Source organism: Flavobacterium sp. (assembly GCF_013823965.1).
In the GTDB taxonomy this organism is placed as follows: domain Bacteria; phylum Bacteroidota; class Bacteroidia; order Flavobacteriales; family Flavobacteriaceae; genus Flavobacterium.
The window spans coordinates 1-25489 of record NZ_PNNA01000013.1; the positions used below are offsets into that span (position 1 = coordinate 1).

General features: G+C 37.6%; 20 protein-coding genes and 1 tRNA gene. 5 read left to right on the top strand and 16 right to left on the bottom strand.

Translation table 11 applies throughout. The features are described from left to right. Positions 1–164: 164 nt before the first annotated feature. Positions 165–1661 carry a PLP-dependent aminotransferase family protein gene (locus C0430_RS01470; protein WP_290864742.1) on the bottom strand — a complete coding sequence of 499 codons (1497 nt, stop codon included), beginning with the start codon at positions 1659–1661 and terminating at the stop codon, positions 165–167. Positions 1662–1738: 77 nt separating this feature from the next. Here C0430_RS01470 and C0430_RS01475 point away from each other — a divergent pair, with 77 nt between their 5' ends. Beyond that, on the top strand, positions 1739–3559 hold the full coding sequence (locus C0430_RS01475; protein ID WP_290864744.1) for a TonB-dependent receptor: 1821 nt from the start codon (positions 1739–1741) through the stop codon (positions 3557–3559). Between the two features lie 72 nt (positions 3560–3631). Here the strand turns inward: C0430_RS01475 and C0430_RS01480 are convergent, their stop codons facing one another. Continuing rightward, positions 3632–4108 (bottom strand): regulatory protein RecX, encoded by a 477-nt coding sequence (locus C0430_RS01480; RefSeq protein WP_290864746.1) that lies wholly within the window; start codon positions 4106–4108, stop codon positions 3632–3634. 306 nt (positions 4109–4414) lie between these two features. Here C0430_RS01480 and C0430_RS01485 point away from each other — a divergent pair, with 306 nt between their 5' ends. Further along, on the top strand, positions 4415–7210 hold the full coding sequence (locus C0430_RS01485; RefSeq protein ID WP_290864748.1) for a T9SS type A sorting domain-containing protein: 2796 nt from the start codon (positions 4415–4417) through the stop codon (positions 7208–7210). 161 nt (positions 7211–7371) lie between these two features. On the opposite strand, the gene C0430_RS01490 is transcribed toward C0430_RS01485, so the two are convergent. The 5 genes from C0430_RS01490 to C0430_RS01510 all read right to left on the bottom strand — a co-directional run bounded on the left by C0430_RS01490 (position 7372) and on the right by C0430_RS01510 (position 13032). Beyond that, a complete protein-coding gene (locus C0430_RS01490; RefSeq protein WP_290864750.1) occupies positions 7372–8301 on the bottom strand; it encodes a bifunctional riboflavin kinase/FAD synthetase in 930 nt (309 codons plus the stop codon). 97 nt (positions 8302–8398) lie between these two features. After that, positions 8399–10492: a T9SS type A sorting domain-containing protein gene (locus C0430_RS01495; RefSeq protein WP_290864752.1), complete on the bottom strand. Its 2094-nt coding sequence runs from the start codon at positions 10490–10492 to the stop codon at positions 8399–8401. A gap of 128 nt (positions 10493–10620) precedes the next feature. After that, on the bottom strand, positions 10621–11247 hold the full coding sequence (pth, locus tag C0430_RS01500) for an aminoacyl-tRNA hydrolase (protein WP_290864754.1): 627 nt from the start codon (positions 11245–11247) through the stop codon (positions 10621–10623). Positions 11248–11386: 139 nt separating this feature from the next. After that, positions 11387–11998: a 50S ribosomal protein L25/general stress protein Ctc gene (locus tag C0430_RS01505; protein WP_290864756.1), complete on the bottom strand. Its 612-nt coding sequence runs from the start codon at positions 11996–11998 to the stop codon at positions 11387–11389. A gap of 92 nt (positions 11999–12090) precedes the next feature. Next, complete coding sequence (locus C0430_RS01510; protein WP_290864758.1) at positions 12091–13032, bottom strand: ribose-phosphate pyrophosphokinase; 942 nt, start codon at positions 13030–13032, stop codon at positions 12091–12093. Positions 13033–13315: 283 nt separating this feature from the next. On the opposite strand from C0430_RS01510, the gene C0430_RS01515 reads away from it, so the two are divergent. Beyond that, positions 13316–13395: transfer RNA gene (locus C0430_RS01515), tRNA-Leu, on the top strand. 38 nt (positions 13396–13433) lie between these two features. Here the strand turns inward: C0430_RS01515 and umuD are convergent. From umuD to C0430_RS01530, 3 genes are all read right to left on the bottom strand, one after another. Then, positions 13434–13874: a translesion error-prone DNA polymerase V autoproteolytic subunit gene (umuD, locus tag C0430_RS01520; RefSeq protein ID WP_290864760.1), complete on the bottom strand. Its 441-nt coding sequence runs from the start codon at positions 13872–13874 to the stop codon at positions 13434–13436. Further along, the gene (locus C0430_RS01525) at positions 13865–15139 is read right to left on the bottom strand and encodes a Y-family DNA polymerase (protein ID WP_290864762.1); all 1275 of its coding nucleotides are present in this window, start codon (positions 15137–15139) and stop codon (positions 13865–13867) included. Before C0430_RS01525 ends, umuD begins: the two co-directional genes overlap by 10 nt. Before the next feature lie 187 nt (positions 15140–15326). Continuing rightward, positions 15327–16043, bottom strand: coding sequence for a DsbA family oxidoreductase (locus tag C0430_RS01530; protein ID WP_290864764.1), 717 nt, complete (start codon positions 16041–16043; stop codon positions 15327–15329). 387 nt (positions 16044–16430) lie between these two features. Here C0430_RS01530 and C0430_RS01535 point away from each other — a divergent pair, with 387 nt between their 5' ends. After that, positions 16431–17063 carry a hypothetical protein gene (locus C0430_RS01535; RefSeq protein ID WP_290864766.1) on the top strand — a complete coding sequence of 211 codons (633 nt, stop codon included), beginning with the start codon at positions 16431–16433 and terminating at the stop codon, positions 17061–17063. 84 nt (positions 17064–17147) lie between these two features. On the opposite strand, the gene C0430_RS01540 is transcribed toward C0430_RS01535, so the two are convergent. Continuing rightward, the gene (locus C0430_RS01540; protein ID WP_290864768.1) at positions 17148–18020 is read right to left on the bottom strand and encodes an AraC family transcriptional regulator; all 873 of its coding nucleotides are present in this window, start codon (positions 18018–18020) and stop codon (positions 17148–17150) included. A 313-nt stretch (positions 18021–18333) separates the two neighbouring features. Between C0430_RS01540 and C0430_RS01545 the strand changes: the two genes are divergently transcribed. Further along, positions 18334–18927 (top strand): T9SS type A sorting domain-containing protein, encoded by a 594-nt coding sequence (locus C0430_RS01545; protein WP_290864770.1) that lies wholly within the window; start codon positions 18334–18336, stop codon positions 18925–18927. A 53-nt stretch (positions 18928–18980) separates the two neighbouring features. On the opposite strand, the gene C0430_RS01550 is transcribed toward C0430_RS01545, so the two are convergent. The 5 genes from C0430_RS01550 to C0430_RS01570 form a co-directional block, all read right to left on the bottom strand. Next, positions 18981–19970: a Gfo/Idh/MocA family oxidoreductase gene (locus C0430_RS01550; RefSeq protein WP_290864772.1), complete on the bottom strand. Its 990-nt coding sequence runs from the start codon at positions 19968–19970 to the stop codon at positions 18981–18983. Between the two features lie 7 nt (positions 19971–19977). Beyond that, entirely contained in the window at positions 19978–20856 is an 879-nt protein-coding gene (locus C0430_RS01555; RefSeq protein ID WP_290864774.1) for a hypothetical protein, read from the bottom strand. 94 nt (positions 20857–20950) lie between these two features. Further along, positions 20951–22384, bottom strand: coding sequence for an MBOAT family O-acyltransferase (locus C0430_RS01560; RefSeq protein ID WP_290864776.1), 1434 nt, complete (start codon positions 22382–22384; stop codon positions 20951–20953). A gap of 189 nt (positions 22385–22573) precedes the next feature. Then, positions 22574–23944, bottom strand: a complete 1371-nt coding sequence (locus C0430_RS01565) for an NADH-quinone oxidoreductase subunit N (RefSeq protein WP_290864778.1) — start codon at positions 23942–23944, stop codon at positions 22574–22576. A gap of 14 nt (positions 23945–23958) precedes the next feature. Then, positions 23959–25401, bottom strand: coding sequence for an NADH-quinone oxidoreductase subunit M (locus C0430_RS01570; protein WP_290864780.1), 1443 nt, complete (start codon positions 25399–25401; stop codon positions 23959–23961). Positions 25402–25489: the final 88 nt, after the last annotated feature.

Below are 25489 nucleotides of genomic sequence, written 5' to 3' on the forward strand. Positions count from 1 at the left end.
CAGCAAGGAAACTGAAGATTTATTCACGAAAGTGAATGATCAGAATTATACCATTGCCATCAATTCTGGAACTATCGAAATGAAAGACAATAAAGTAATTGTTTTAGCCGACTAAGACAATTTCAATAATAAAACTAAAAGTCATACAGCAATGTGTGACTTTTTTATTTTAGAACTAAATCATAAGCCTGTCTCAATTTCTTTACGATAGCCTCAATTTCTTCTTCATTCAAATGGCCAAAACCCAAGCGAATTGCGCAAGTGTCTTTGTCTTGATAAAGAATCGTTTTGGGCAAAAACAAATCGTGGTTGAGCGCTTGTTCTGAAAGTTGAACCAAAGGAATCACGGTATTAAATTGCAGCCATAGTGCCAAGCCACCCGTTGGTTTTTTAAAACGAATAGTGTCTTTGAAATTTTCTTCCAAACATTGGCATAAAAAATCCCGTCGTTGTTTATAGACCAAGACGTTTTTTTTGAGTAATCGATGAATTTCGCCTTCATAAATCAATTCAGACAGCATTTGTTCCTGGATTAAATCGCCTTGTCGATCCAGTATTTGCAAATAGTTTTTGGCTTCTGAAATTAAATTTTCCGGAGCTACCACAAATCCTGTTTGAAAACTTGGGAATAAAGATTGACCAAGCTTTCCCAAATAAATGACCATTCCATTGGCATCCGAGCTGGCGATGGGTAGTTTAGCCAAGCCTTCAAACTGAAAATCATAATCAAAATCATCTTCTATGATGGCAAATTGGTATTCCTTTGCCAGTTCTAACAGTTTTAAACGACGTTCAGCGCTTAATGAAACAGTGGTCGGATAATCCCGATTGGCACAAAGATATACACAGCGAATCGCGCCTTTTACAAAATGGGTTTTAATATAATCCACATTTAAGCCTTGTTCGTCAACAGGAATTGTTTTGATAGTGGCCCCCGATTGTTGAAAAATCATGTTGGCAGCATAATTGCTCAAATCCCCAACCAAAACCACCTCTTTTGGGCGAATTAAAAGTTGTGCCATAATGTACAAACCCATTTCGGTGCTTCTTGTACTGATTAGGTTTTTGGGTTTAATGTGAAATCCCCTTGTAGCATTCAAATAATTACACAGTTGGTTTTCAAAGACCGAATGTCTTGTTTTTTTATTTTGATTCCATTTAGAAATCAATGTTTTGCGTTTCATCGAAGCACCATACCATTTTGAAAACTCGTGAATGGGATGGAGTCTTAAATCAGGTTGTCCATCATTTAATTCGTACTTGGCTGCTGAAAATTCTTGCGTTGATGACAAATGAAAAGAGGGTTGAAAGGGAAATCCGGTTGTTTCTGCAAAATTGTAAAGGTCTCCTATTCTGTTCGACCGTGCTTTTATGGTGGCTGTTTTCTGTTCAGGTACAATTACAAAAGTACCTTTGTTAGCCCTTATTTCAACCCAACCTTGAGAGGCTAATTCATCATAAACTGCCACGACCGTGTTTCTGTTGACTTGAATTAATTGACTCAAGATTCTGGTTCCGGGCAATAAAGTGCCTCCTGCCAAATAACCGCGCTGGATGGCATTGATGATTTGTTGGGAAATTTGGATATAAACTGGACTGGCACTTGATTTATCAAAGTGAATCAGTTTTTTCAACAATGCATTAACCGGACTATCTATCATTTTAAAACTGGACTATTTTAATAGTCCGGAAAGTTACGACTTTTGCAACGTTTTAAAATAATCAAATACCCTAATAAATGAAAAATAAATACCTGTTGGCCTCCTTTTTTATTTCTTGTTTGATAGCAAACGCACAGGAAAACACCCAAAAGACAGATACACTTGATGAAGTTGTCATTTCTTCCACAAGGATTGATTTGCCTTTCGAAAAAAATTCCAGGACCATTCAGTTGATTACTGCCGAAGATTTAAAAAAAACCGGAATTTCAACTGTTGCCGATGCTTTACAGCAAATTGCGGGTATTGACATTAGGCGCCGTGGGACAAATGGAATGCAAGCTGATTTATACATTCGTGGCGGAAGTTTTGACCAAACTTCATTGCTTGTGGATGGAATTAAGGTGGATGATGCCCAAACGGGACATCACACTATGAATCTGGCTTTGCCCATTGAAGTTATTAAGAGAATTGAAATTATAAAAGGGCCAGCTGCGCGAATATTTGGCCAAAATGCTTTTAATGGAGCCGTCAACATCATCACAAAAGATTTACCTGATTCAGATGTTTCCTTGCGTGTACAAGGTGGGTCTTACAATCAAATGGATGCTGCAGTTACTGCGGGAATTAGTTTGGACAAAAGCAGCCATATTATTCATTATTCAAAAAACACCTCGGAAGGTTATCGCTACAACACCGATTATGACAATCAAAATTTTGTATTAAAGAGCACTTTCAACAAGAAGAATTTGCCCATTGCTATGTTGATTTCTCTTTCAGACAGAAACTTTGGTGCAAACGGGTTTTATGCTTCGCCTGCAGCCATTAACCAATATGAAGAAACAAAAGCGAGTTTGGTGGGTTTTTCGACAGTTATCAAAAATGGCAATTTTACGTGGAAGCCAAGGGTGTATTGGAGGCGAAATGAGGATGAATATATTTATATTAGAAACAATCCATCCATTTACCGAAATTTGCATATTTCAAACAAAATCGCGGCCGAATTAAATGGGTCGTACACCTCAAATATTGGAGTTACAGGTTTTGGTGTGGAAACTGCAAAAGTGTATCTTTCGAGTAACAATCTAGGGGACAACAACCGTTTTGTAAGCACCTTGTTTTTGGAACATCGCTTTGAATTGTTTGATGACAAGATGGACATCACCCCGGGAGTGGCCGTGACTTATTTTTCGGATTTCAAATTTTTCGCCTTTCCAGGTGTTGACATTGGATATCAATTGCATCCTAATGTAAGGGTTTATGGAAATGTGGGTTATACGTACCGAGTCCCAACTTTTACCGATTTGAATTATAAATCACCAACTACAATAGGGAATCCTGAATTGGAACCGGAGAAAGCTTTTTCGCAGGAAATTGGATTAAAATGGAATACGGAACGTTTTAATGCCACAATGGCGGTTTTTAATCGCGACTCCAATAGACTGATTGATTATGTTAAAATGCAAAACACGGATCCTTGGCAACCCCATAATATTCAGGATGTTACCACGAAAGGTTTTGAAACACAACTCAATTATATGTTTACTTTGAACTCTTTTAACCAAAAGTTACAGTTAGGCTATTCTTTTATAGAAGACACAGTTAAACAAAGCACTTATAATTTTTCGCAGTATTCCGTCAATTCATTGAAGCATCAAGTTGTGGGAAGTTGCCATATGCAATTCTTGAAAAACGTTACCAATTCGATTTTATATCGCTATTCGGAACGAACTAATGGCGATTCGTATGCGGTTGTAGATTTGGGTGCAGCCTATACTTTAAGTGCTTTTGAGTTTTCATTGTTTGCCAATAATATTTTCAATACGGTGTATACTGAAACGAATTTGGTTCCCATGCCAAAAGGAAATCTGTTGTTTGGAATACGGTATAATTTTAAATAGATTGTCGCACCAATATCAATGACAAACAACTAAATTTTTGGTTCTTCAGGAAATTGTGCTACTGCAAACTTATCACTGACCACTATTTTCTAATTCCTTCACTTTGTCGTAAACCAAATTACTCTCAAAACCACGTCGAAGCATATAATCACAGAATTTTTTTCGTTTTTTTAGAACATTCGTTTCCCGAATGGATTCCCAATTTCGATCGGCCAATGCGTGAAATGTTTCCAGATATTCTTCGGAAGTGATTTCTTTTAGAGCTGTATTTATAAGTGTTTGTGATATGTTTTTAAACTTCAACTCGTTGGCAATCCTGATTTTTCCCCAATGTTTGATACGGTGTTTTCCTCTGGCAAAACTGCATGCAAAACGCTCTTCGTTTAGAAAATTAGAGGCGATGAGGTGCACCATAATTTGGTCGATTTCGTTTGAATCCATCTTCATAGTCTGTAACTTAGCCACTACTTCTTCGTGGCATCGCTCTTGATAAGCACAAAAATATTCTATCTTTTGTATGGCTTCTTTTATGGAAAAAATGTCTTTCATCAGGGGGTTATTGTCAGAAATAATTAAATGTTCAGCATTCAAATTTCGTTTTTTTTATTATAAACACAAACAATGAAATTTTTGCCCCTTATAAAAATAGCAATACATCTAATAAAAATGTAGTTAAACGATTTAATTTCTTTCTCTTACCAAGTTTAGTTTGCTTTGTACTGCCCTTAATTTATCTGTTTTTTAAAATTAATTTATGAGCAGGTGTTAAAAAAATCCTTTATGAAAATTTTTTTACTTAATTCTAAAAAATTTGCCTACACGCTTATTGTCGTAAATCTGTTTTTTGCTAACCTTATGTTTGGACAAGCAGCTGGAGATTATCGTTCTAATGTAAACACAACCGGGGATTGGACAAATCTTACGAGCTGGCAGCGTTGGAATGGTTCTTCTTGGATTCAACCTACTGTTGGACAAGGATATCCTGGTCAAATAGCAGGAACTGGAGCTGTTTTGATTCAAGCCGGAGACGTTATAATTGCCAATTCAGATATTATTAATTCTATAGGAGTACTTACAATAAGTGGTCAATTGACTTTAAGGCTAGAAATCAGTAATTATATAAATACTCTATCAGTTGTTGTTACTCCTACTATGGGGTCAATTTTATTTGGAAAAAAATCTGACTTTAATTTACCTGAAAATGCGTCTCTTCAAGTAGGTGAGAATGGTTTAACTGCTACAAACCAAGGATGTACCAATGATAACTCTGTTTTTATAGGGACAATTAGGTATGCTAACTGTAATGGTACTGGAAATTCTGATACAGGACTTATTTTTGAAAACATTATGGATGGTGGAGGGACATTAAATGCTGTTGCTGCATCCAATTCGCCTGTTTGTCAAGGCAGCACAATTAATTTGTTTGGTAGTTATACAGGGGCAACAGGTTCTGGTATTATATACAGTTGGTCAATAACTAACCCTAGCAATTTAGTTACAACAACATCTACTCAAAATCCAACTATTAGTAATGCCCTTTTTGGTACTTATACAGCTAAACTAACTTGTACTACAACTTATAATGGTAATACATATTTTAATACTGAAACAATTACAGTTACCGTAAAGCCTTTGTCAAACACCCCAACAATAGGAACTATCACTCAACCAACCTGCACTTTATCAACAGGAAGTGTTGTTTTAAATGGTTTACCAGCAACAGGAACTTGGACTTTAACAAGAAGTGGAACATCAAGTGAAACGACTACAGGATCAGGAACTAGTACAACTATATCAGGACTTGCTTTTGGAACCTATACTTATACTGTTTCTAATGGTAGTTGTACTTCAGCGGCATCGTCAGCAGTAACAATAATAAACCCTGATAAAGTATGGAATGGTTCTGTAAGCACTGATTGGAATACAGCTGCAAACTGGACTCCTAGTGGAGTGCCAACTTCATCTAATTGCGTCACCATACCATCTACTACACGATCCCCAATTATTTCAGGAACAAATTCTGTAGCTTACGCAAATAATTTAACAATTTTAAATTCGGGAGCATTAACTGTAAAATCTTCAAATACACTTACTGTTACTGATTTCGTAGATGTGGATTCAGGTTTTTTAAACTTTGAAAATACAGCTAGTTTGGTTCAAATAAATAATGTTACAACTAAAGCTAATTCTGGATATATAGATTACCAGCGAATTACCACTGCTCGTAAAACAGATTACACATATTGGTCATCACCTGTTTCTCCTATGACTTTAGGGGAATTATATCCCGATGGAGGCACCTTCTATTCATATGAAGTTACAACCGCAGGAGAAGATTGGAGTTTTTTTGATGCGGACACAGATATGGTTGCAGGGAAAGGATACATTGCTAATCAAGGTGCTGAGATTCCATCGGCAGGTTCGCCTCCTTCTAATCAATTGGATGTTACTTTTACAGGCGTACCAAATAACGGTCACTACGAAATCAATAATGTAATTGCAGATAGATCATATCTTTTAGGAAATCCATATCCATCGGCTTTGGATGCAGATGAATTTTTGACTGACAATGCTGCTGTTTTGAGTGGAACGATATATTTTTGGACACACAATACTGTAATACAAGATGCCACAAATATTACTAACGGTTCAGCTGGTTCCGGCGCTTTTGCTTACACTTCAGATGATTATGCAACTTACAATATTACAGGAGGTGTAGGAATAGATTCAGATGCTACAACAGGTCCAGCAACAAGCCCTGGAAGCAATAAGAGTACTCCAACTGGAAAAATTGCTTCAGGTCAAGGTTTTTTTGCGTCTACTAAAGTTGGAATTCCTGCAACCAGCAAAATTGTATACGACAACACGATGCGAGTAGGGGTAAATGGCATAACAGGGAACAACTCCCAGTTTTTCAAAACTAAAAACCCTAACGGGAAAACGGCAAATACTAAAGTTATCGAAAAAAACCGAATTTGGTTAAACTTGACCAATACACAAGGTGCTTTCAAGCAAACCTTGGTAGGTTACATAACAGGCGCTACCAATGAATATGACGATCGTTTTGACGGAGAGAGTTTTGACGGAAACGAATTTATTGACTTTTATAGCCTGAACCAAGATGCCAATTTGGTGATTCAAGGTAGAGCTTTGCCATTTGATGAAAATGACGAAGTACCATTAGGATATCGTACTACAATAAATGGTGATTTCACTATAAACATTGCCCAAGTGGATGGATTGTTAGCCAATCAGGCCGTGTTTCTAGAGGACAAGGTTACTAATACGGTAACTGATTTAAAAAGAGGGAATTATACTTTCAACACAGCGGAAGGGACTTTCAATGATCGTTTTGTGTTAAAGTACACTAACAAAACCCTTAGTTTGGACACAACAGACAAAGAGGATGGAATTTTGGCTTTTTATTCCAATAATTATAAAACATTAATCATCAAAAACAACTTGGCGGAGGCAACAGTAAATTCGGTTGCGCTTTTCAATATGTTAGGTCAAAAGATTGAAAATTGGGATGTTAGCGAGAGTGAACAAACTGATGTTCAAATTCCAATAAAAAATATGAGCTCTGGAATTTATGTTGTAAAAATTAAAACGACGAAAGGCGAAAGCAGCAAAAAAATCATTGTCAATTAATAAATGGCAATCTCATTTGTCTAATAAATAAAAAACCCATTCCAATAAATAAAGGGAATGGGTTTTTTTATGGAATTTGTAGTACTGTTTTTCTTCTCTTGGTTTATAGAACTACAATGCGGGCTGTCAAACGGCAAAGTAAAAGTGGCTCAATTCAAATATTAAAGGCTGTTAATATAGGCCAAAGCATCATTTTTATCTTTTACCAATTGTTGTTTTAGTAAATCAATCGAGTCGAATTTTTGTTCCGGACGAAGGTATTCAAGCAAAGAAACCGATATTTTTTGGTCATACAAATCAGCATCGAAATTAAAAAAGTGAATTTCGATGGATAAGTTTTTTCCTGCCACGGTTGGATTAAACCCAATATTCATCATTCCGAAAATGGTTTTTTGGTTGATGATGCTTTTGACCACATAAACCCCGTTTTGAGGAATGAGTTTGTAGTTTTCGTCTATTTGAAGGTTTGCAGTCGGAAATCCAACGGTTCTTCCCAATTGTTTTCCCTTCAAAACAGTACCTGACATAAAATAGTCGTAGCCTAAAAACTCATTGGCCAAAGCCATGTTTCCTGTCAGCAAAGCTGTCCTGATTTTGGTGGAACTTATCGAAACAGCATCTATTTCTTGAACGGAAATTTGTTCTACTTCAAAATTATGTTGTACTCCAAAAGCAATTAGGTCATCAATATTTGCCGTGCGATTTCTTCCAAAACGGTGGTCGTGGCCTATAATTATTTTTTGGATATGAAATTGATTCACAAGAACGGTTTCAACAAATTCTTCGGCGGTTAATCTCGAAAAGGTTTCGTCAAAAGGATGAATGACAAGATTTTGAATGCCTATTTTTTCCAATAAATCTATTTTCTCAGATAGCGTATTGAGTAATTTGACCTCAGATTCCCCTTGTAAAACCATTCGCGGATGCGGAAAAAAAGTAAGCACCACACTTTCGTATTCCCCGTTTTTTGTATTTTGGGTTACTTTTTCCAAAATTTTTCTGTGACCCATATGCACGCCGTCAAATGTGCCCAAAGTGAGTATTGTTTTTTTGGCGGAACGGAAATCGTTTATGGAATGAAAAATCTTCAAAGCAATTGTTTTAGAATGCTGCAAATTTATACTAATAATAACATATAAAAAAAGAGGATTGAAATAAATCAACCCTCTCCAATTTTATTTTGCAACCTTATTCTTTTATGAATCGCAAGGTTCTTTTCTGGTCTTCTTTTACAATGGTGATAAAGTAGATTCCATTGCTTAAAGTCGAAGTGTTTACGATTAAATCCGATTCTTTTGAAACCTCTTTTTGACTGATTTTCTGGCCTAAAACGTTGCTGATGGCGTAACTATTCGGCAAACCAAAATTACTTGGAATACTGATGTTCAATGTGCCTTTTGTGGGGTTTGGATACAGGTAAATGTCGTTTGATGTTTCAAACTCGTTTGTTCCAAGGGTGTTGGTGGTAAAAAGGATGTTTTTTATTGTGCCGTAAGATGCTCCTGAGTCAACAGTTGTTGTTCCATCGGCAGATTTAATATTGTAATAACCATTTCCACCACCACAACAAATTCCGTCACCTTGAGAGTCAAATATGGTGAATGTATAGCATTGATTATTGGCAAGCGTCCAGTTTTCGGTTATTAGTGCAGGCAAAGGTAAAATTTCACTGTGCTTGCCTTCATAAGGACCACCGCTATATAAAACGGTTCCCGCTCCATCTTTTAAATCCCAAGTAATTTCATCACCCCAAAAATCTTGTTGTAAGTTAAACACATAGTTGGTAAATGTATAATTAATTGGAGAGAAAGTTTCCGTATCTGTGTTGTTGCTGGCCCTTTCGTCAGTAGTTCCATTTGTTGTTCCTACACTTGCGTTTAAGATGCCATAACTAGCCGTGTTTAGAAGTGTTACCATTGCCGATTCATTTTGTGCTAGATTACCGGTCCAAGTTTGGTTTTGATTGGCTCCTCCGCTCATGGAATAATTTAAAATTACGGATGTTAAAGGAGATGTTCCTCTATTGGTTAGTGTCACCTTTTTGTTTGTGGCAGCCGGTAATGATGCGCAGTCAGAAACATTGGCTAAAGCATAATCGGTTTCGATTTTAACTTCGGCGTCATTGGGGAATAAAGGAATTGCATTGCCTTTTGTTGAATTTTTTAAAGAACTTCTTCTATCGGAATTAGCCATAACGACCATTATCCTGTCTTTTTGATTTTGGGTAAATATGTTCATACAGGCATCGTTAGTGTAATCCATGTAATTTTCCACCATATCATTACCCAGATCAGATGGACAAGTGTCAAAAACGCCACAAGTAAAGTGTTCCCAACCTGCTTGAGGTGTATCTGCACAATAATCAGTGGCGATACAATCAGGTTTGTTACTCGCTTCATCACCATTTCCATCACCCCAAATATGTCTTAGTCCAAGAAAATGTCCCACTTCATGAGTCATGGTTCTTCCTTTGTCGTATGGGCTGGCCAATAAAAAGGAAGCGCTAATGTCACTACTACCAAAAACATCATAACTTGAAATAACGCCATCTGTATTTGCGTCTCCTTCATAACTGTTAAGCCCTTGTAAACCTGAGGAATTTGGAAATTGAGCATAGCCCAGTATATCATCACTTATGTTAAAAGTCCACATATTCAAATATTGGGTAGGATCCCAAATGGTAGCTGGTTTTACAATTAAATCTATGTCAGTACCTCTTCCTACCCAAGATTCTTGAATAAAAGCCACACGATCAATTCCGTTAGTTGGATTTCCGTTTGGATCTACTTTTGCAAGAACAAATTGAATTTGAACATCAGCTCCTACCGGATTTGCGTTATAACCAGGTGTATTAAGCATTCTTCCAAAATCTTGGTTCAAAACTGTAATCTGTGATTGTATTTGAGCATCGGTGATGTTTGGTGCAACGCCTATTGCTTGACCGCTGTGAATCACGTGAACAACAACAGGTATTGTTATTATTGTTGCGGCAGTTTTAGAACTGGTTCGCATCGTTTTGTATTTGGTAACCAATGGGCTTAACCAAGCTTCAAATTGGGCTTCTTTTAATCTTTTTGGATTTTTTTCTTGTAGATACTGCTCATATTCTACAGTGACACATCGAATGGCTGCATTGTTTGGATTGCTGTTTTTCGCCTTAATGGATTTACCAAGTATAGATTTGGTAGATGGACTTTTAATTTGACTGTAGGCATTGCCAAGAGCAAATAAACAAAGGATAACAAGGATTCTTTGGATAGAAAGCGGAGTAATTGTTTTCATCGTATCAAAATATTTGTCAAAGTTAAGGATTTTAACAAGTTGTAAATAAAAATGGAGAAAAATTAGAAAATGTTTTTTGTTTTTCTCAAAAGAAGAGCCAAGATAACATAAAAAAGTATCCCATTTTATTATTTCCCGTTAAAAGCAGTCATCGTGTTTTCTAACCCGGCGGTTCCAAAGGACTTTATGATTTCGGAGGCCAATTCCAGTCGCTCCGGAAGTTTTGTTTTTTCTTCTTCGTCCCATTCGCCCAAAACGTAATCTACTTGTTTCCCTTTTTTGAATTCGTCGCTGATGCCAAAACGAAAGCGCGTGTAATCAGTCGTGTTTAAGATGGCGTGAATATTTTTTAGTCCGTTGTGTCCGCCATCACTGCCTTTTTTTCTAATGCGAATGGTTCCGAAAGACAAATTCAAATCATCTGTAATGATCATGATGTTTTCGAGAGGGATATTCTCTTTATCCATCCAATATTTTACGGATTTGCCACTCAGATTCATATAGGTATTGGGTTTCAAGAGCAAAAATGTTCTTCCTTTGAGCTTGTATTCGGCGAGTGCACCCAGTTTTACGGTTTCGAAAGGGATTCCTTCTTTTTTGGCTAAAAAATCGACGATTTTGAAACCTATATTGTGTCTGGTGTTAACATATTCGGCGCCAATGTTGCCAAGTCCGACAATTAAAAATTTTTTCATATAATCAGTGTTGTCTGCTGTTTTTGTTCTTGAAAACAGTTTATTTAACCATTTTATCATAATGCAAAAGTAAGCTAATTTGAAAATAAGCTAATTTGAAAATTGGAAAATGTTTTTGAAAAGGCCATTGGAGGCATTCCATTAAACAAAAAAAGCACCAGTTTTACAACTGATGCTTTCTTGAATGATTGAAAAAAGATTATTTTTTCTTTCCTTTTGCAGGTGCTTTTGCTGCTTTTGCTGCTTCTTGAGCTGCTTTCATAGCTGCACGAGAAATTCTTACTTGACAAACAACGGTGTTGTCTGGGTGCAATAATTTGTAGTTGTCAGAAACTAGTTTCGTAACATACAATTTGTTCCCCATTTCAAGTGGAGTAATGTCGGCCTCAATAAAATCAGGAAGATTTTTTGGCAACGCTTTAACTTTTAATCTACGTGTGTTTAAACGTAGAACACCACCACCAAGAACACCTTTTGATGTTCCAACGATTTTTACAGGAACTTCCATAGTGATTTCTTTGTCATCAAATAACTGAAAGAAGTCAATGTGTAAAATCTTGTCTGACACAGGATGAACCTGGATGTCTTGTAAAATGGCATTGAATGATTTTCCTTCACCAAGTTCAATCACAACAGTGTGTGCGTTTGGAGTGTAAACCAATGTTTTGAATGCTCTTTCGTCTGCTGAAAAATGCACTGGTTGATTTCCTCCGTATAGCACGCAAGGAACCGCTCCAGCATTACGTAAGGCTTTAGTCGCAACTTTGCCCACGCTTTCTCTTTCTGATCCTTTAATTGTAATTGATTTCATTGTAAAAAAATATAGTTAATAATAAATTACTTTTTAATAATGGTAATTGCAACCATTCAATTCTTTGTGTCTTTGTGCCTTCGAGACAGAAATTACATCAAAAATTTTCCACTAATGGAATTGTTGTGTTGTACCATGTGCATTACTTCGGCAAAAAGAGGTGCACAACTTACCACTCTTATCTTTTTTGATTCCTTCTTTAACGGAATGGAATCAGTGACTATTAATTCGACTAATTTCGAATTTTCTATTTTTTCGTATGCTGCGCCAGATAAAATGGCATGTGTGCAAATTGCTCTTACGCTCAATGCTCCTTTTTCTATCATTAAATCTGCGGCTTTCGCCAATGTGCCTCCGGTGTCAATCATGTCGTCAACTAGAATCACATTTTTGCCGTTTACCTCACCAATTAATTCCATGGTGTCGATAATGTTTGCTTCTTTTCGTTGTTTGTAGCAAATTACTACATCCGATTCCAAGAATTTTGAATAGGCATAAGCTCTTTTTGAACCTCCCATATCAGGTGATGCAATGGTTAAATTTGCCAATCCTAAACTTTTTACATAAGGCAAAAATATTGTCGAGGCAAAAAGGTGGTCTACTGGTTTTTCAAAGAATCCTTGAATTTGGTCTGCATGCAAATCCATTGTCATAATTCTTGTTGCGCCGGCTGTTTCTAATAACTTAGCCACTAATTTAGCTCCAATTGGAACTCTTGGTTTGTCTTTTCTGTCTTGTCTTGCCCATCCAAAATAAGGTATTACTGCCGTTATGTGTCTGGCCGATGCTCGTTTTGCGGCATCAATCATAAGCAATAATTCCATTAAATTGTCAGAACTTGGAAAAGTTGAACAGACAATAAACACACGTAAACCCCTAATGGATTCTTCATAGGATGGCTGGAATTCTCCATCACTATATTTAGACATTGTAACTTTGCCTAAAGGAATTCCGTATTCTTTGGCTATTATCTCTGCGAGATAAACACTTTCAGAGCACGCAAAAATTTTAGCTTCTGGTTCTAAGTGTGACATTTAGTATGTTGTTTTTATTCCGCTACGCTAACACAATTCGGTTTTGATTTTTGTCTTTGCCTGATGATGTATACGCCTCGGATGTAGTTAGTTGGTGTGTTTCGTTTTACCGAGGTGCAAATTTAGGAATAAAATTGAACTCTGAAAGGAAAATTTTCAGTATTTTTATTAGAATCTTTAATATTATTTTTTACATTTGCACCGTGTTAAACAAAAAGGGGTTGTTTTTACAGCAATTTTCTTTTAATGCGTGAAGCAACTGTTGTTGCTTCGGTCTGCTGAAGCCCGGATGGCGGAATTGGTAGACGCGCTGGTCTCAAACACCTGTGGGAAACCGTGCCGGTTCGACTCCGGCTCCGGGTACTTAAAAGCCTCTTCGAAAGAAGAGGCTTTTTTTGTTTCTATACTTTTTTTATAACATAAGTCACGATTCCCCAAATGATTAACTGGTTTTCTTCGGTGACTTTTATGGCAGGATAATTGGGGTTTTCCGGCATTAGGTACAAGCAATCTTTTTCGACTTGGATGCGTTTTACGGTAAATTCGCCGTCGATGAAACAAATCGCGATTTTGTTGTTTTGGGGTTCCAGACTTCTATCAACGACCAAAACGTCTTTGTCGTTGATGCCGGCGTCAATCATCGAGTTTCCATTGACCCTGATATAAAAAGTGGCCAAAGGATTTTCGCTCAATTCCTTGTTCAGGTCGATGCCGGTTTCCATAAAATCGGCAGCAGGCGAGGGAAATCCTGCCGAAACACCTTCTTTGATGAAAGGGATTCGCAGCTCGCTTTCGAAATTGGGAGTGAAAAAAATCAGCTTTTGGTCTTTTTTTATTGACATCGTATTTCGAGAATGTTTTTGAAGTTGGTGGTATATTTCGGCGAAAGGTAATTTTGGTTCATGTTCCAAGTTCTTTCCAAATCTTGCGACGCCAATTTCACCTTTTTGTCGCCCATTTTGGTGTTCAGTTTGTCCATTGCTCGCATCAAGGCCAAATGTTTTGGGTTTTCTTCTTCGAACAATTGCAATTGTTTCCTGTTTTCGTCAATCAATTCGGTTACGATTACGCCTGCTTTCTTGAACTTGATGTTTTCGTTTCCAGCGTGCAATTTTTTCAATATGTCGATGGCGGTGTTCGAAATGGTCAAGGTCGAATTGGTCGAAAAAGGTAAAGTAATTGCCATATTAAAATAATATTTCGATGCCTGAACGCTGTGTTTGTCGATGACCAGCATCACGATAATGGTGTGGCAACAGGATTTTTGAGCCCTTAATTTCTCGGCACAAACCGAGGCAAAAGTCGCCACGCGCTCGCGTAACAAATCAAAATCGGCAATTTGTTTGGGAAAACTTCGGGTAATGGCGATGCTTTTCTTTTGCTCGGCAATGGGTTCCAAGTCCAAAACCGATTTTCCTTCGAGTTCGTATTTCAATCGAAGTCCCACAACGCCCATTTCTCTCCTGATCCAAGCTTCGTGTTGCGGATGGATGAAATCGAGGGCAGTTTTGATGTTTTTCAACTTCATTTTTTTGTTCATTCGATAGCCAATGCCCCAAACGTCTTCAATTTTGGTCCATTTCAGTGCTTTGATGCGTTTTTCCTCGGAGTCGATAACGTAAACGCCTTTTGTCCTGTCTTGAAATTTCTTGGCAATTTTGTTGGCCACTTTCGATAAAGCCTTGGTTTCGGCAAAGCCAATGCAAACGGGAATTCCGACCCATTTTTGGACGCGGGTTTTCATTTGGAGGCCGTAATCGTGGTAATCGGGAATGTTCAATCCGTCAAAATTCAGGAAAGCTTCGTCGATGCTGTAAATTTCCAGATTGGGAGTGAATTGGTTCAAAATAGTCATTACCCGATTGCTCAAATCGCCATAAAGCGGGTAATTGGAAGAGAAAATCTTGACGTTTTTTTCTTTGATTAATTCCTTGATTTGAAATGCCGGAGCGCCCATCGGAACGCCAACGGCCTTGGCTTCGTTGCTTCTGGAAATCACGCAGCCGTCGTTGTTGGATAATATCGCAACGGGTTTTCCCACGAATTGGGGCTGGAAAACCCTTTCGCAGGAAGCGTAAAAATTGTTGCAATCGACTAAAGCATACATCCCGTAAAATTACGGAATAATGATTTCAGGTCGGGTAGATGAAAAGTTAATTTTGGAATATTGTTGATAAAAAATGGACGCTGATGACACGGGTGTTCCGCTGATACAACTGATTTTACAGGATTGAAAAATCCGTTTTTATCCGTGTTTTGCCTTGGCAATCCGTGTCATCCGTGTCCCAATCAGTTTAATCGCATCCGTTGATGTCGCAACTGTTTTCTGTCGTGCTGTTTACCAAGGTTATTTTCGAATCGAATTGTCCTTCCTGCCAGACTTTTTCCAAGGTTTGCAAAAAAGCCGTGGAGGGTTGCGCGCCGGAAATGGCGTATTTATTGTCGAAAACGAAAAAAGGAACGCCTTGAACGCCTATGGCACCAGCTTCTTGAATGTCTTGTTTTACCTCATTGCTGTAGGCATTGGATTGTAAAACTTGGGCAACGGCTTCGACATCGAGGCCTACTGCAATTCCCAATTCGGCTAATGTGTCCAAATTGTTTAAATCTTTACCATCAGTGAAATAGGCTTTGAATAATATTTCTTCTAATTTGTCGGCAAGGCTGTGTTTTTTTGCCAGATGCAACAATCGGTGGGCATTGTGGGAATTGGCCAGAACTGATTTGTCAAAATGAAAATCCAGTCCAGCCGCTTTAGCATTTTGGATCATGTTCTCCAGCATAGTTTGCGCCCAGTCGATATCTCTTCCGTATTTATCAGCGAGATGTTCTGCCAAATTATCATTGGATGAAGGAGTAAAATGAGCATCCAATTCAAAACTTTTCCATTCGATGGCAACGGCTTCTTTGTGTTCGAATTGGCTTAATGCTTCTTCGATTCTTCTTTTTCCTATATAACAAAACGGACACATAATATCCGACCATATCTGTACTTTCAATTTGTTTTCCATATCCTGATTCTTTTATTGGCTTTGCCAATTGATTTTCTGTTGCAAAATTAATCCATTCTGGTTTCGGCTGTTTTTAATTTAGGTTTTTATTGGGAATTGTTGTCAGTCGGAGACTGACTAACGCATCCTCAAAGTCGGAGACTTTGCGGAGCTAATGAAGTTTGTTTTTAGTTAAAGAACTGCCAATTTTCAAAATTTTTTAAAAATTATTTTGGGTTTAAAGTGCTGTAATCGTGGAGTTTGATTGTGAATTATTGGTCCGAACTTTAAAAACACGAAATTCGGATTCCAATTTTTGGCACGCTACTTGGATATACCCAATCAAACAAATGCAAAAAGCGAAAGCCGAAAAGCTCAAGAGTAGGCAAAACCCAAATTTTGGAAATCATGAAAAAAATTACCTTTTTAGTAGCTAGTATTTTCTTTATGGGAAGTATTGTAGCCAATGCAGCAGAAAGAAACGATAGAAAATCTCCTGTTGATTTTAGAAATGCCGATCCCATCGTTTTTGTGGAAAGAGGCGTTGAATTCTTTATATTCCCTGACGGACAATTTGATTTTAACACGCGTCCTTCAAATGGCGAAGTGTATTACAAACAAGGCAGAAGAATGGGTGTCGTAAATAAAACCTATGGCAGAAATGCAAATGTTCAAAGCAGGAATTATGGTGTGAAAATTGAACACGACAACATGGGTAGAGTAAGACGTGTAGGAAACGTGTTCGTAAACTATGATGCTTATGGTAGAATTATGCGAGTAGGTTCTGTTTACATGACTTACAACCGCTACGCTTTGGATCGAGTGGGTGATTTGCAAATTATCTATAACCGTCGTGGCCAAATTGTTGACATTGTTGGAACCGTAAAAGGTGGTAGAGCTTACCAATACAGCCAAAACAATAATGATTACTATGATCATGATTATGCCCAAAACACGAATGATCAAGATGATGTCTATTATAGAACTAATAACTCAAAACCCAAAGTAACGGGGAGTTTAGATATCAGGATAAATAACTAGGTTGGTTAAAAATGGTTGGTTTAAAGTTCCCGTTGATGTTGTGTCAACGGGAATTTTTGTTTTAAATTATTGTTGATGTTTCATTTACTCCAGAACGGAGCGCAATTCTTTTCGATATTGCGAAGCGCTTTTGCCCGTAAATTCTTGAAATGATTTATTGAAGTAACTAAAGTTGTTGAAGCCGCTTTCAAAACAAACTTCGGTAATGCTTATTGGTTTTTCCGCCAATAGTTTGGACGCATGGACCAAACGATATTCATTGACAAACTTGGTAAACGTTTTTTTGGTAATTTTTTTGAAATAACGGCAGAAAGAGGGAACTGTCATACTGACCAATGCAGCCACTTCGTCTAAAGTAATTTGCTCCTGGAAATTATCTTTCACATAATTAAAAATCGTGTTTATTTTGTCGTTATCCTGCATTTGCATTTGCATCGAAAATCCTTCGGCATTCAAAACCTTGAATTCAGTGGCTTCTTCCATTTCATTTAGAATTGAGAGCAAAGTGAGCAGTCTTTCAAATGGAGGTTGATTTTCAATAAGTTCTATTTTGTTTCCAAGCCTTTTTTTGGTTTCACCGATAAAGACAATCCCCGCTTTGGCTCTATAGAAAAGATGCTTGATGTTTTTCATTTCTGATATTCCAAAAAAATCAGTCCCCAGAAAGTCTGGTTTTATGTGTATCACCGTTTCTTTTTTGTTTCCGGTTTTTTCATCGGTAAAACCGCAATGGGGCAAGTTACTTCCTATAAGAATGACACTGCCACTGGTGTAATAAGAAATATGGCTGCCCACTTGGCGTTTTCCCGCACCACCGTTTACATACACCAATTCGATTTCGGGATGGTAATGCCAAAAATGGGCTTTGCTATTTTCATTTCCGTCATATTTAGTCAAAGTAAAGGAATTTCCAAACGATGGTTCAATAATTTCTAGGGTAGGAAGTATCTTTTTCATACAGGTTCAAGTTATTTTGAGCAAGGTATCGTCTTTTTCTTTAATGGTATTTACCTCACAATTTTTTTCATCGGAGTTCGATGATTATCCAATTGCTTCCGCAAAGAGTTTTTTAATGGCGATTTCATAATGTTGCAATTTGGAATCAATGCAAAATTAACTCAAAACAACACACAATTGTCTTTTTTAACCTTTATCGTTTTCGTAAAAGGTAAAATAGAATACAAATTGGAAAACTGGGTGTTGTTGCTCGCCAAATCACTGCTATATCTTTGCTTCAAATAAAATCATTAATAACTTAAAAAGTACAATTATGAAAAAGATTTCAAAATTTAGTTTAGTGTTGGTAGTAACATTATTAACTATGAATATGCAAGCTGGTACTGTTGATTTTACATTGGATGTAAAAAAAGAACAAGGAAAGATGGTAACTTTTGCCTTAAATCAGACAGATAAAATCGATTTATCTATTTATGATGCAAACGATAAATTAATTCACTCGGAAAATGTGAGTTCTAAAGAAAATGTCAATAGAACCTATGATTTGAAAGCCTTACCGGAAGGAACTTACTTCCTGCAAGCTGAATCTGACACAAAAGTTTCTAGATATGAAATTTCAGTTGTTGGAGACATGGCTTCATTATCAGGTAATGCAGTTTCAGAGGTTTACAAACCAGTATATTTATACAAAAATGGATTGGTAAGTGTAAACATCCTAAATCTTGATGAATCTCCGGTGAATATAAAAATTTACGATAGCGAATACAATGAGGTTTATGATAGCGCTTTCCTTACGGGTCAAAATGTGACCAAGGTTTTTGACATCAACAACTTTCTAAACGAAGCCTACACTTTTGTAGTGACAGATAACGATAAAACCTTTGTAAAAACATTTTCTAAAAGATAGTAATTCAACAAATCTTTTGACAAGAAACAGCTTCATATTTGGAGCTGTTTTTTTTATTCCAATAGGTTTCCCAAAATTTTGTCCATAATCCAACTGGTCCTCACGGCCGAAAAATCGGCAGAAGGATGCTGCGTGTTGCCCAAAAGATGTTCCCGAATTCGTTCCACGTGGTGCAATTGCACGTTTTCAGGATGTTCGATAAAGAGTTCCGTTTCGTCTTCTTCATTAGAAAGTATAATTGGGTCATTTTCGAACATGGAAAATGTTATTTTTCCTGTACTTCCGGCAATTTCAACACTATCTTCTCTTTGATGGCTTCCAAAATTCCAGTTGCCGTTTCCCGTAACGCCCGATTCGTGAATCCAGCAAGCGGTGATGGCATCCTTGGCCGAATACAATTCTTGTTGGTTCAAGCTGTAACCCGAAACTTCCTTGATGTCTCCTAAAAGGAAAGTGAACAAGTTCAAACCGTGACTCGCCAAATCGTCAAAATAGCCACCGGGAGCGACTTTGGCATCGGTGCGCCAATTGTATTCTCCCGACAAATCTTGGTCAGAAGCCGATTTGGTCAAATTCCATCGAATGGTTCTCACGGTTCCAATGGCATTATTGTCTAACCAAGTTTTTATTTGTTCAAAACGCGGTAAAGTTCGTCTGTAATAGGCCGTAAATAGTGGAATATTTTTGTTTTGAAAGGCTTCGTAAATTTCGAGACTTTCCTTGTAACTCGGTGCCAATGGTTTTTCGATACAGCAAATTTTTCCCGCCGAAGCCACTTTTAGTCCATAAAAATGATGTGTGTCTGGTGGTGTGGCAATATAAATAGCATCGATTTCGGGATCGTTGATTAAGGCATCCGCATCCGAATAATATTTATCGATATTGTGTCTTTTGGCATAATCGGCCGCTTTTTCAGCATCTCTTCGCATCACGGCTTCAATTTTGAAACCTTCCGTTTTTTGATAAGCTGGGCCGCTTTTTACTTCAGTAACGTTGCCACATCCCAAGATTCCCCAACGAATTGTTTTTGTGTTATTTGCCATTTTATTTTTATTTCTTCTCAAAAAATTTATTGATAACTATCTCCGTAAATAGCCTCGCTCCCGTATCGTTCATATGCCCGCAGGAAGAAAAGTATTGGTCTCCTTGCACCACGTTTTCCAGATTGTGAATTTCGGGATAGATTTTGTTGGCTTTTTCAAAATAATCCATTCCGGTTACATTGGAGCACATTGGCGTCATCACGGTAATCAAATTGTAGTGGTTTTGCTGGCAAATTTGCTTGATTTCCTCATAATATTTGTTGCGAATGGGTTTCAATGCTCGGATGTCGTTCTTCATATTTCCAGGTTTGTGACCCAAAGGATGATATCCTTGATTGTCCAAAATATTCGTGGGTTCGTCCGTAGCGGTATTGTACATTTCACGGAAACCTATTAGTGCATCAAAATCGACATAACGGTAGAAAGGAATATAATACAACTCATTGAAATTTTCCAGTTTCGAAAAATGGTTCTTGATTACTTCGGAATGATGGATGAAGGGCAGGAATTTTGCTGCAATCATATCGGATTCTTTTTCGTTGCAAAGTCCCAAATCGGCTTCCAGAATCACGGTCTTGATTTTGTAATGGCGTTCTGCCATTAATTTCAGCATTAGCGAAGCTTCAAACAAATGGGCGCCGCTCATCCCGTAATTGAAGGTTTTCAATCCTTTTTTTTCAAACAGTTCGGGCACGAAATGATTGTTGGCTCTTGAAGAACCCAAAATCACTACATCATAATTTCTGGCTTTGGAATTGAACACGTTTTCCACTTTTCCTCGATTGGAAGAATGCAAATATACGGTCGTGTAAATCCAGTCCAGTGCTACTGAAAGTATTAGAATCGTAAGCAATGCTTTGGCAACTAATAGTACAAACTTATTCATATATGTAGAATATATTTTTTAGCGGTCATATATGCAATCGCTTTTTTATTTATCGGTGTTTGCTTACGCAAACTTGTTGTTGTTTGCGATGTCATTAGAATTGAAAATAAATAAATGTTTTATAATCGGCATAAGTTCCCAAGGCGATAATCGCCAAGATACACAAAGCCATTTTCAACCAGCTGTATTTTCCCGAAATAGGTTCTATTTTGTAACGGCTGTTCCATTCGACCAAGACAAAAGCCAAAATCAGCAACAGCATTTCGTGACTGTAGCGTTGGTTGGGCAGGAATTGCGAAGCGAAAGTTCCGTTGGTAAAAATTTTGCCAATGTAATCGAAAGCAATGTGAATGGTGTTTGCCCTGAAAAATATCCAGGCCACACAAGCCAAAGTGAACGTGACCAAGATGTTGAAAAACACTTTCACGGAATTGAAATCCCAATGCAATTCGGCTGTTTCCATATTGGTTCGGTTGGTTCCCAAGAGCAGGGAAGGCAAGAAATATAGCGCATTGATGAATCCCCAAGCCAAGAATGTCCAATTGGCACCGTGCCAAAAACCACTTACGACGAATATGATGAACACGTTGCGCACTTGTTTGATTTTGCTGCCACGGCTTCCGCCCAACGGAATGTACAAATAATCCCGAAACCAGGAAGACAACGAAATGTGCCAACGACGCCAAAACTCGGCAATATCTCTTGAGAAATAAGGATAATTGAAGTTTCTGAGCAAATCCAAACCAAATAATTTTGACATTCCCAAAGCCATATCCGAATAACCCGAGAAATCACCGTAAATCTGGAACGCAAAATAAACCGCTCCCAAAATTAAGGACAAGGAATTCATCGAGGTATAATTGTCGAAAACGGCATTGGCATAAGTGGAGCAAGTGTCGGCAATGACCACTTTTTTGACCAATCCCCAAATGATTTGGTAAACGCCTTGTTTGGCTTTTTCGAAATCAAAGTTTCGTTTCTCTTTAATTTCAGGCAATAAATGCGTAGCTCTTTCGATGGGACCAGCCACCAAAAGCGGAAAATAACTCACGAACAAGGCATAATCGACCAGGTTTTTCTCGGAGTTTATTCTTTTGTAGTAAATGTCAATTACATAGGACAGACCGTGAAAAGTATAGAAAGAAATCCCGACCGGAAGAATCACGTCCAGCAAAAGCGGACTCGAATGCAGTCCAATGGAGTTCAAAGCTTCCGACAAGGAAAATGCGAAAAAGTTGTAGTATTTGAAGATGGCCAAAAACCCCAGATTGAAGACGATGCTCAACCAGAACCAAAAATTTCGGCTTTTTTCCTGCTTGCTTTTTTCTATTTGGATTCCCGTGAAATAACACAAAAAGGTTGAAAACAACAACAAGAACAGGAAACGCCAATCCCAACAGGAATAAAAATAATAACTCACCACCACCAAGAATGCGTTTTGCGTGCTTTTGTTTTTGCTGAAAACAAACCAATGAAGCAGAAAAACTATCGGCAGAAAAATGGCAAAGGTTAGCGAGTTGAAAAACATATTTTGATGAGTCTTATGTGTTTGTCTGTAAAGAGGATAATCATTATTTTTTCACCACAAATTTCACAAATTTTCACAAATTATTGCCTTCTATTTGATTTTAAAATTTGTGATTATTATTTTATCATTAAAACAAAAACCACCAAAATTGCTCTTGATGGTTTTGTGTAATTTATTTTCTATTTAGCATTAACCCAATAAATCCAATACTACAGAAGGGAATAAACCTAAAACGATATTCAAAAGAATAGCCACGACAGCTACAGCATAAAATACAAAAGGCGTTTTCGCAACTTCTTCGTTTGGCTCTTTGTTGTACATCGCCAAAATCAATTTGAAATAATAACCCACACTGATGATGGAGTTCACAACCGCCGCAATAACTACCACTAAATAACCGGCTTCGATAGTTTGATTAAACAAAACTAATTTGGCAAAAAATCCAGCAAAAATTGGAATTCCGGCCATCGAAAGCAAAGACGCCGTAAGCACTGCCGCCATCAAAGGATTGTTTTTTCCCAGACCGTTAAAGTTGGCAATATCTTCGTTGTTTTTGTTCTTGCAAACGTATAAAATCACGCTAAATGCTGCAATACCAGCCAATGCATAAGCCGAGGCATAATACAACAAGTTTCCTGCCGAATTGCTGATGCTTAACAATGCCATCAACATAAAACCGGCGTGTGAAATTCCGGAGAAAGCCAACATACGTTTCACGTTGGTTTGTTTCAAGGCCATTATGTTACCAACGGTCATTGAAGCAATCGACACTATCATGATGATATTGACAAATGCATTCGAAAGATCGGCATTCATGGCGGTCAATAATTTATACAGTGTTGCCATTGCCACCACTTTTACCAAAGTACTCATCGTTGCGGTTGTCAATGCTGGAGAACCTTCATAAACATCCGGTGCCCAAAAGTGAAAAGGAACGGCGGCAACTTTGAAAAGCATTCCAATGGTAACCAATGAAATTCCTATTGGAAACCAAATAGGCAATTCGGCGGAGCGAGACCAATCGGTTATTTCGGCAACGTCAAAAGTTCCCATGGCACCGTAAATCAAGCAAATTCCAAATAATATAATTCCTGAAGCAAAAGAACCCATCAAGAAATATTTCATTCCGGCTTCATTACTTTTTACATTCATTCTGTTACTGGCGGCGAGAATATAAAGCGAAATAGATAAAATTTCTATTCCAAGGAAGAACATCGCCAAGTTTCCAAAAGAAACCATGGCAACTGCTCCGGCCAACATAAATATTTTGATGGCAATAAAATCGGAGATTTTGGTTGGGTGATCTTCGTAGAAATCGTGTGCCAAAGCCACCAAGAAAATGGTAAGAACAATAAACAATGCCGAAAATGAAGCAGAGAATTTGCTCACCACAATCATGTTGTTGTAGTAATTTGCTGGAGTATTGTATTCTGTAAAGGTTAATCCAAGGACTGCCAATAACCCAATGATTGTTATGGGAACGATGGCTTTTCTAAAATTTAAAATTTCAAATAAAAGGCATAAAACACCTAATCCCGTTATAGCTATTAATGTATTCATTTTTTTTATTTGACTTAGTTAAATCTGTTTACTTGAGTTAAAATGTTTTCGAGACTTGGCGTAATCAAGTCCATAATTGGTTTTGGATACAATCCAAAGAAGAACAAAATGGCGATGATGATTACCAAAGTCAATCCTTCGTTGAAGGATACATCGGCGAATAATTTGGTATTGGTTTCGCCCAACATTACGTGTTGAAACATTTTCAACATATAATAAGCACCCAAAATTATGGTTGTTCCACCCAAAACGGCAAACCAAATATTTATTTGAGAAAGGCTGTACAATACTGTAAATTCTCCCACAAAGTTGAATGTCGATGGCAAGGCAACGGATGCCAAAACCAAGATCATAAACATCGAAGTGAATTTTGGCGATTGAGCGCGAATACCACCCATTTCTGCAATGGCACGGGTTTCGTATCTTCTGAAGATAATTTCGGCAACAAAAAACAAGCCGACAACCACAAAACCGTGTGCTATCATTTGCAAAACTGCTCCACGCAAACCGTCAAGCGTTAAAGTATAAGAACCGGCAGCTATTAATCCGACGTGTGCCAAGGAAGAATAAGCCAATAATTTTTTCAAATCTTTTTGACGCAATGCCACGATAGAACCATAGATTACGCCTGCAATTCCAAGGCCAATAAATATGTACATGTATTCTTTTGCAGCCAATGGCGCAATAGGCAATTGCCAACGAATAACGCTGTACAATCCCATTTTTAGCATAATTCCCGAAAGCAACATTGTTCCAACGGTTGGTGCTTTTTGGTACACTTTTGCCTGCCAAGTATGGAAAGGAATCAACGGAATTTTGATGGCATAAGCCAAGAAGAAAGCCAAAAATATCCAGAATTGTTCTGTTGAAGATAATTCAAGTTTAGTCAAATCGCTGATTAAAAAGCTTCCTGCTTTCTGGTGCAAGTAAATGAAGGCAACTAACATAAACAACGAACCGGCAAGCGTGTAAATAAAGAATTTTACCACTGCTTTTTTGCGTTCTTCAGCATCACCATTACCCCAAATCAAGGCGATAAAGTAAATTGGAATTAACGAAAGTTCCCAGAAAATGTAATATAAAAGTCCATCGGAGGCAAGGAAAGTTCCCGCCATTGCAAAGCTCATAAACAAGATTAATGCATAGAATGCTTTCGTATTTTTATAGGTATTTCCAAAGGAAGAAAAGATGATAATTGGCGTCAAAGCGGTTGTCAACAAAAGCATCGCTAGTGCAAGTCCATCAGCTTGTAACGCAAAATAGATTTTGGGTTGTGCTATCCAAAGTTTTGCATAATTTATTTCGTTTCCTAAATTGTATTGGCTCAGCAAACAAATGGAACCTGCAAAAGCGGCTAATCCAAAAAGCAAGGCCACTTTTGGAGCCCATTTATCGCCCGAAATATAAGTTGCAAATGCGCCAACCAGAAGAATAATTAATAGTGTAGTTACATCCATTATGTAAAAATTATTGTAAAAATAAATAAGTTATTATGGCAACAACGCCTATGACAAACGCAAAAAGATACAAGCCAACACTTCCGTT

What these genes read in the sequence shown, in the direction of transcription:
- C0430_RS01470 (WP_290864742.1), bottom strand. Translation starts at nt 1,661, where the DNA reads ATGATAGATAGTCCGGTTAATGCATTGTTGAAAAAACTGATTCACTTT.
- C0430_RS01475 (WP_290864744.1), top strand. Translation starts at nt 1,739, where the DNA reads ATGAAAAATAAATACCTGTTGGCCTCCTTTTTTATTTCTTGTTTGATA.
- C0430_RS01480 (WP_290864746.1), bottom strand. Translation starts at nt 4,108, where the DNA reads ATGAAAGACATTTTTTCCATAAAAGAAGCCATACAAAAGATAGAATAT.
- C0430_RS01485 (WP_290864748.1), top strand. Translation starts at nt 4,415, where the DNA reads ATGTTTGGACAAGCAGCTGGAGATTATCGTTCTAATGTAAACACAACC.
- C0430_RS01495 (WP_290864752.1), bottom strand. Translation starts at nt 10,492, where the DNA reads ATGAAAACAATTACTCCGCTTTCTATCCAAAGAATCCTTGTTATCCTT.
- pth (WP_290864754.1), bottom strand. Translation starts at nt 11,247, where the DNA reads ATGATAAAATGGTTAAATAAACTGTTTTCAAGAACAAAAACAGCAGAC.
- C0430_RS01505 (WP_290864756.1), bottom strand. Translation starts at nt 11,998, where the DNA reads ATGAAATCAATTACAATTAAAGGATCAGAAAGAGAAAGCGTGGGCAAA.
- C0430_RS01510 (WP_290864758.1), bottom strand. Translation starts at nt 13,032, where the DNA reads ATGTCACACTTAGAACCAGAAGCTAAAATTTTTGCGTGCTCTGAAAGT.
- umuD (WP_290864760.1), bottom strand. Translation starts at nt 13,874, where the DNA reads ATGTCAATAAAAAAAGACCAAAAGCTGATTTTTTTCACTCCCAATTTC.
- C0430_RS01525 (WP_290864762.1), bottom strand. Translation starts at nt 15,139, where the DNA reads ATGTATGCTTTAGTCGATTGCAACAATTTTTACGCTTCCTGCGAAAGG.
- C0430_RS01530 (WP_290864764.1), bottom strand. Translation starts at nt 16,043, where the DNA reads ATGGAAAACAAATTGAAAGTACAGATATGGTCGGATATTATGTGTCCG.
- C0430_RS01535 (WP_290864766.1), top strand. Translation starts at nt 16,431, where the DNA reads ATGAAAAAAATTACCTTTTTAGTAGCTAGTATTTTCTTTATGGGAAGT.
- C0430_RS01540 (WP_290864768.1), bottom strand. Translation starts at nt 18,020, where the DNA reads ATGAAAAAGATACTTCCTACCCTAGAAATTATTGAACCATCGTTTGGA.
- C0430_RS01545 (WP_290864770.1), top strand. Translation starts at nt 18,334, where the DNA reads ATGAAAAAGATTTCAAAATTTAGTTTAGTGTTGGTAGTAACATTATTA.
- C0430_RS01550 (WP_290864772.1), bottom strand. Translation starts at nt 19,970, where the DNA reads ATGGCAAATAACACAAAAACAATTCGTTGGGGAATCTTGGGATGTGGC.
- C0430_RS01555 (WP_290864774.1), bottom strand. Translation starts at nt 20,856, where the DNA reads ATGAATAAGTTTGTACTATTAGTTGCCAAAGCATTGCTTACGATTCTA.
- C0430_RS01560 (WP_290864776.1), bottom strand. Translation starts at nt 22,384, where the DNA reads ATGTTTTTCAACTCGCTAACCTTTGCCATTTTTCTGCCGATAGTTTTT.
- C0430_RS01565 (WP_290864778.1), bottom strand. Translation starts at nt 23,944, where the DNA reads ATGAATACATTAATAGCTATAACGGGATTAGGTGTTTTATGCCTTTTA.
- C0430_RS01570 (WP_290864780.1), bottom strand. Translation starts at nt 25,401, where the DNA reads ATGGATGTAACTACACTATTAATTATTCTTCTGGTTGGCGCATTTGCA.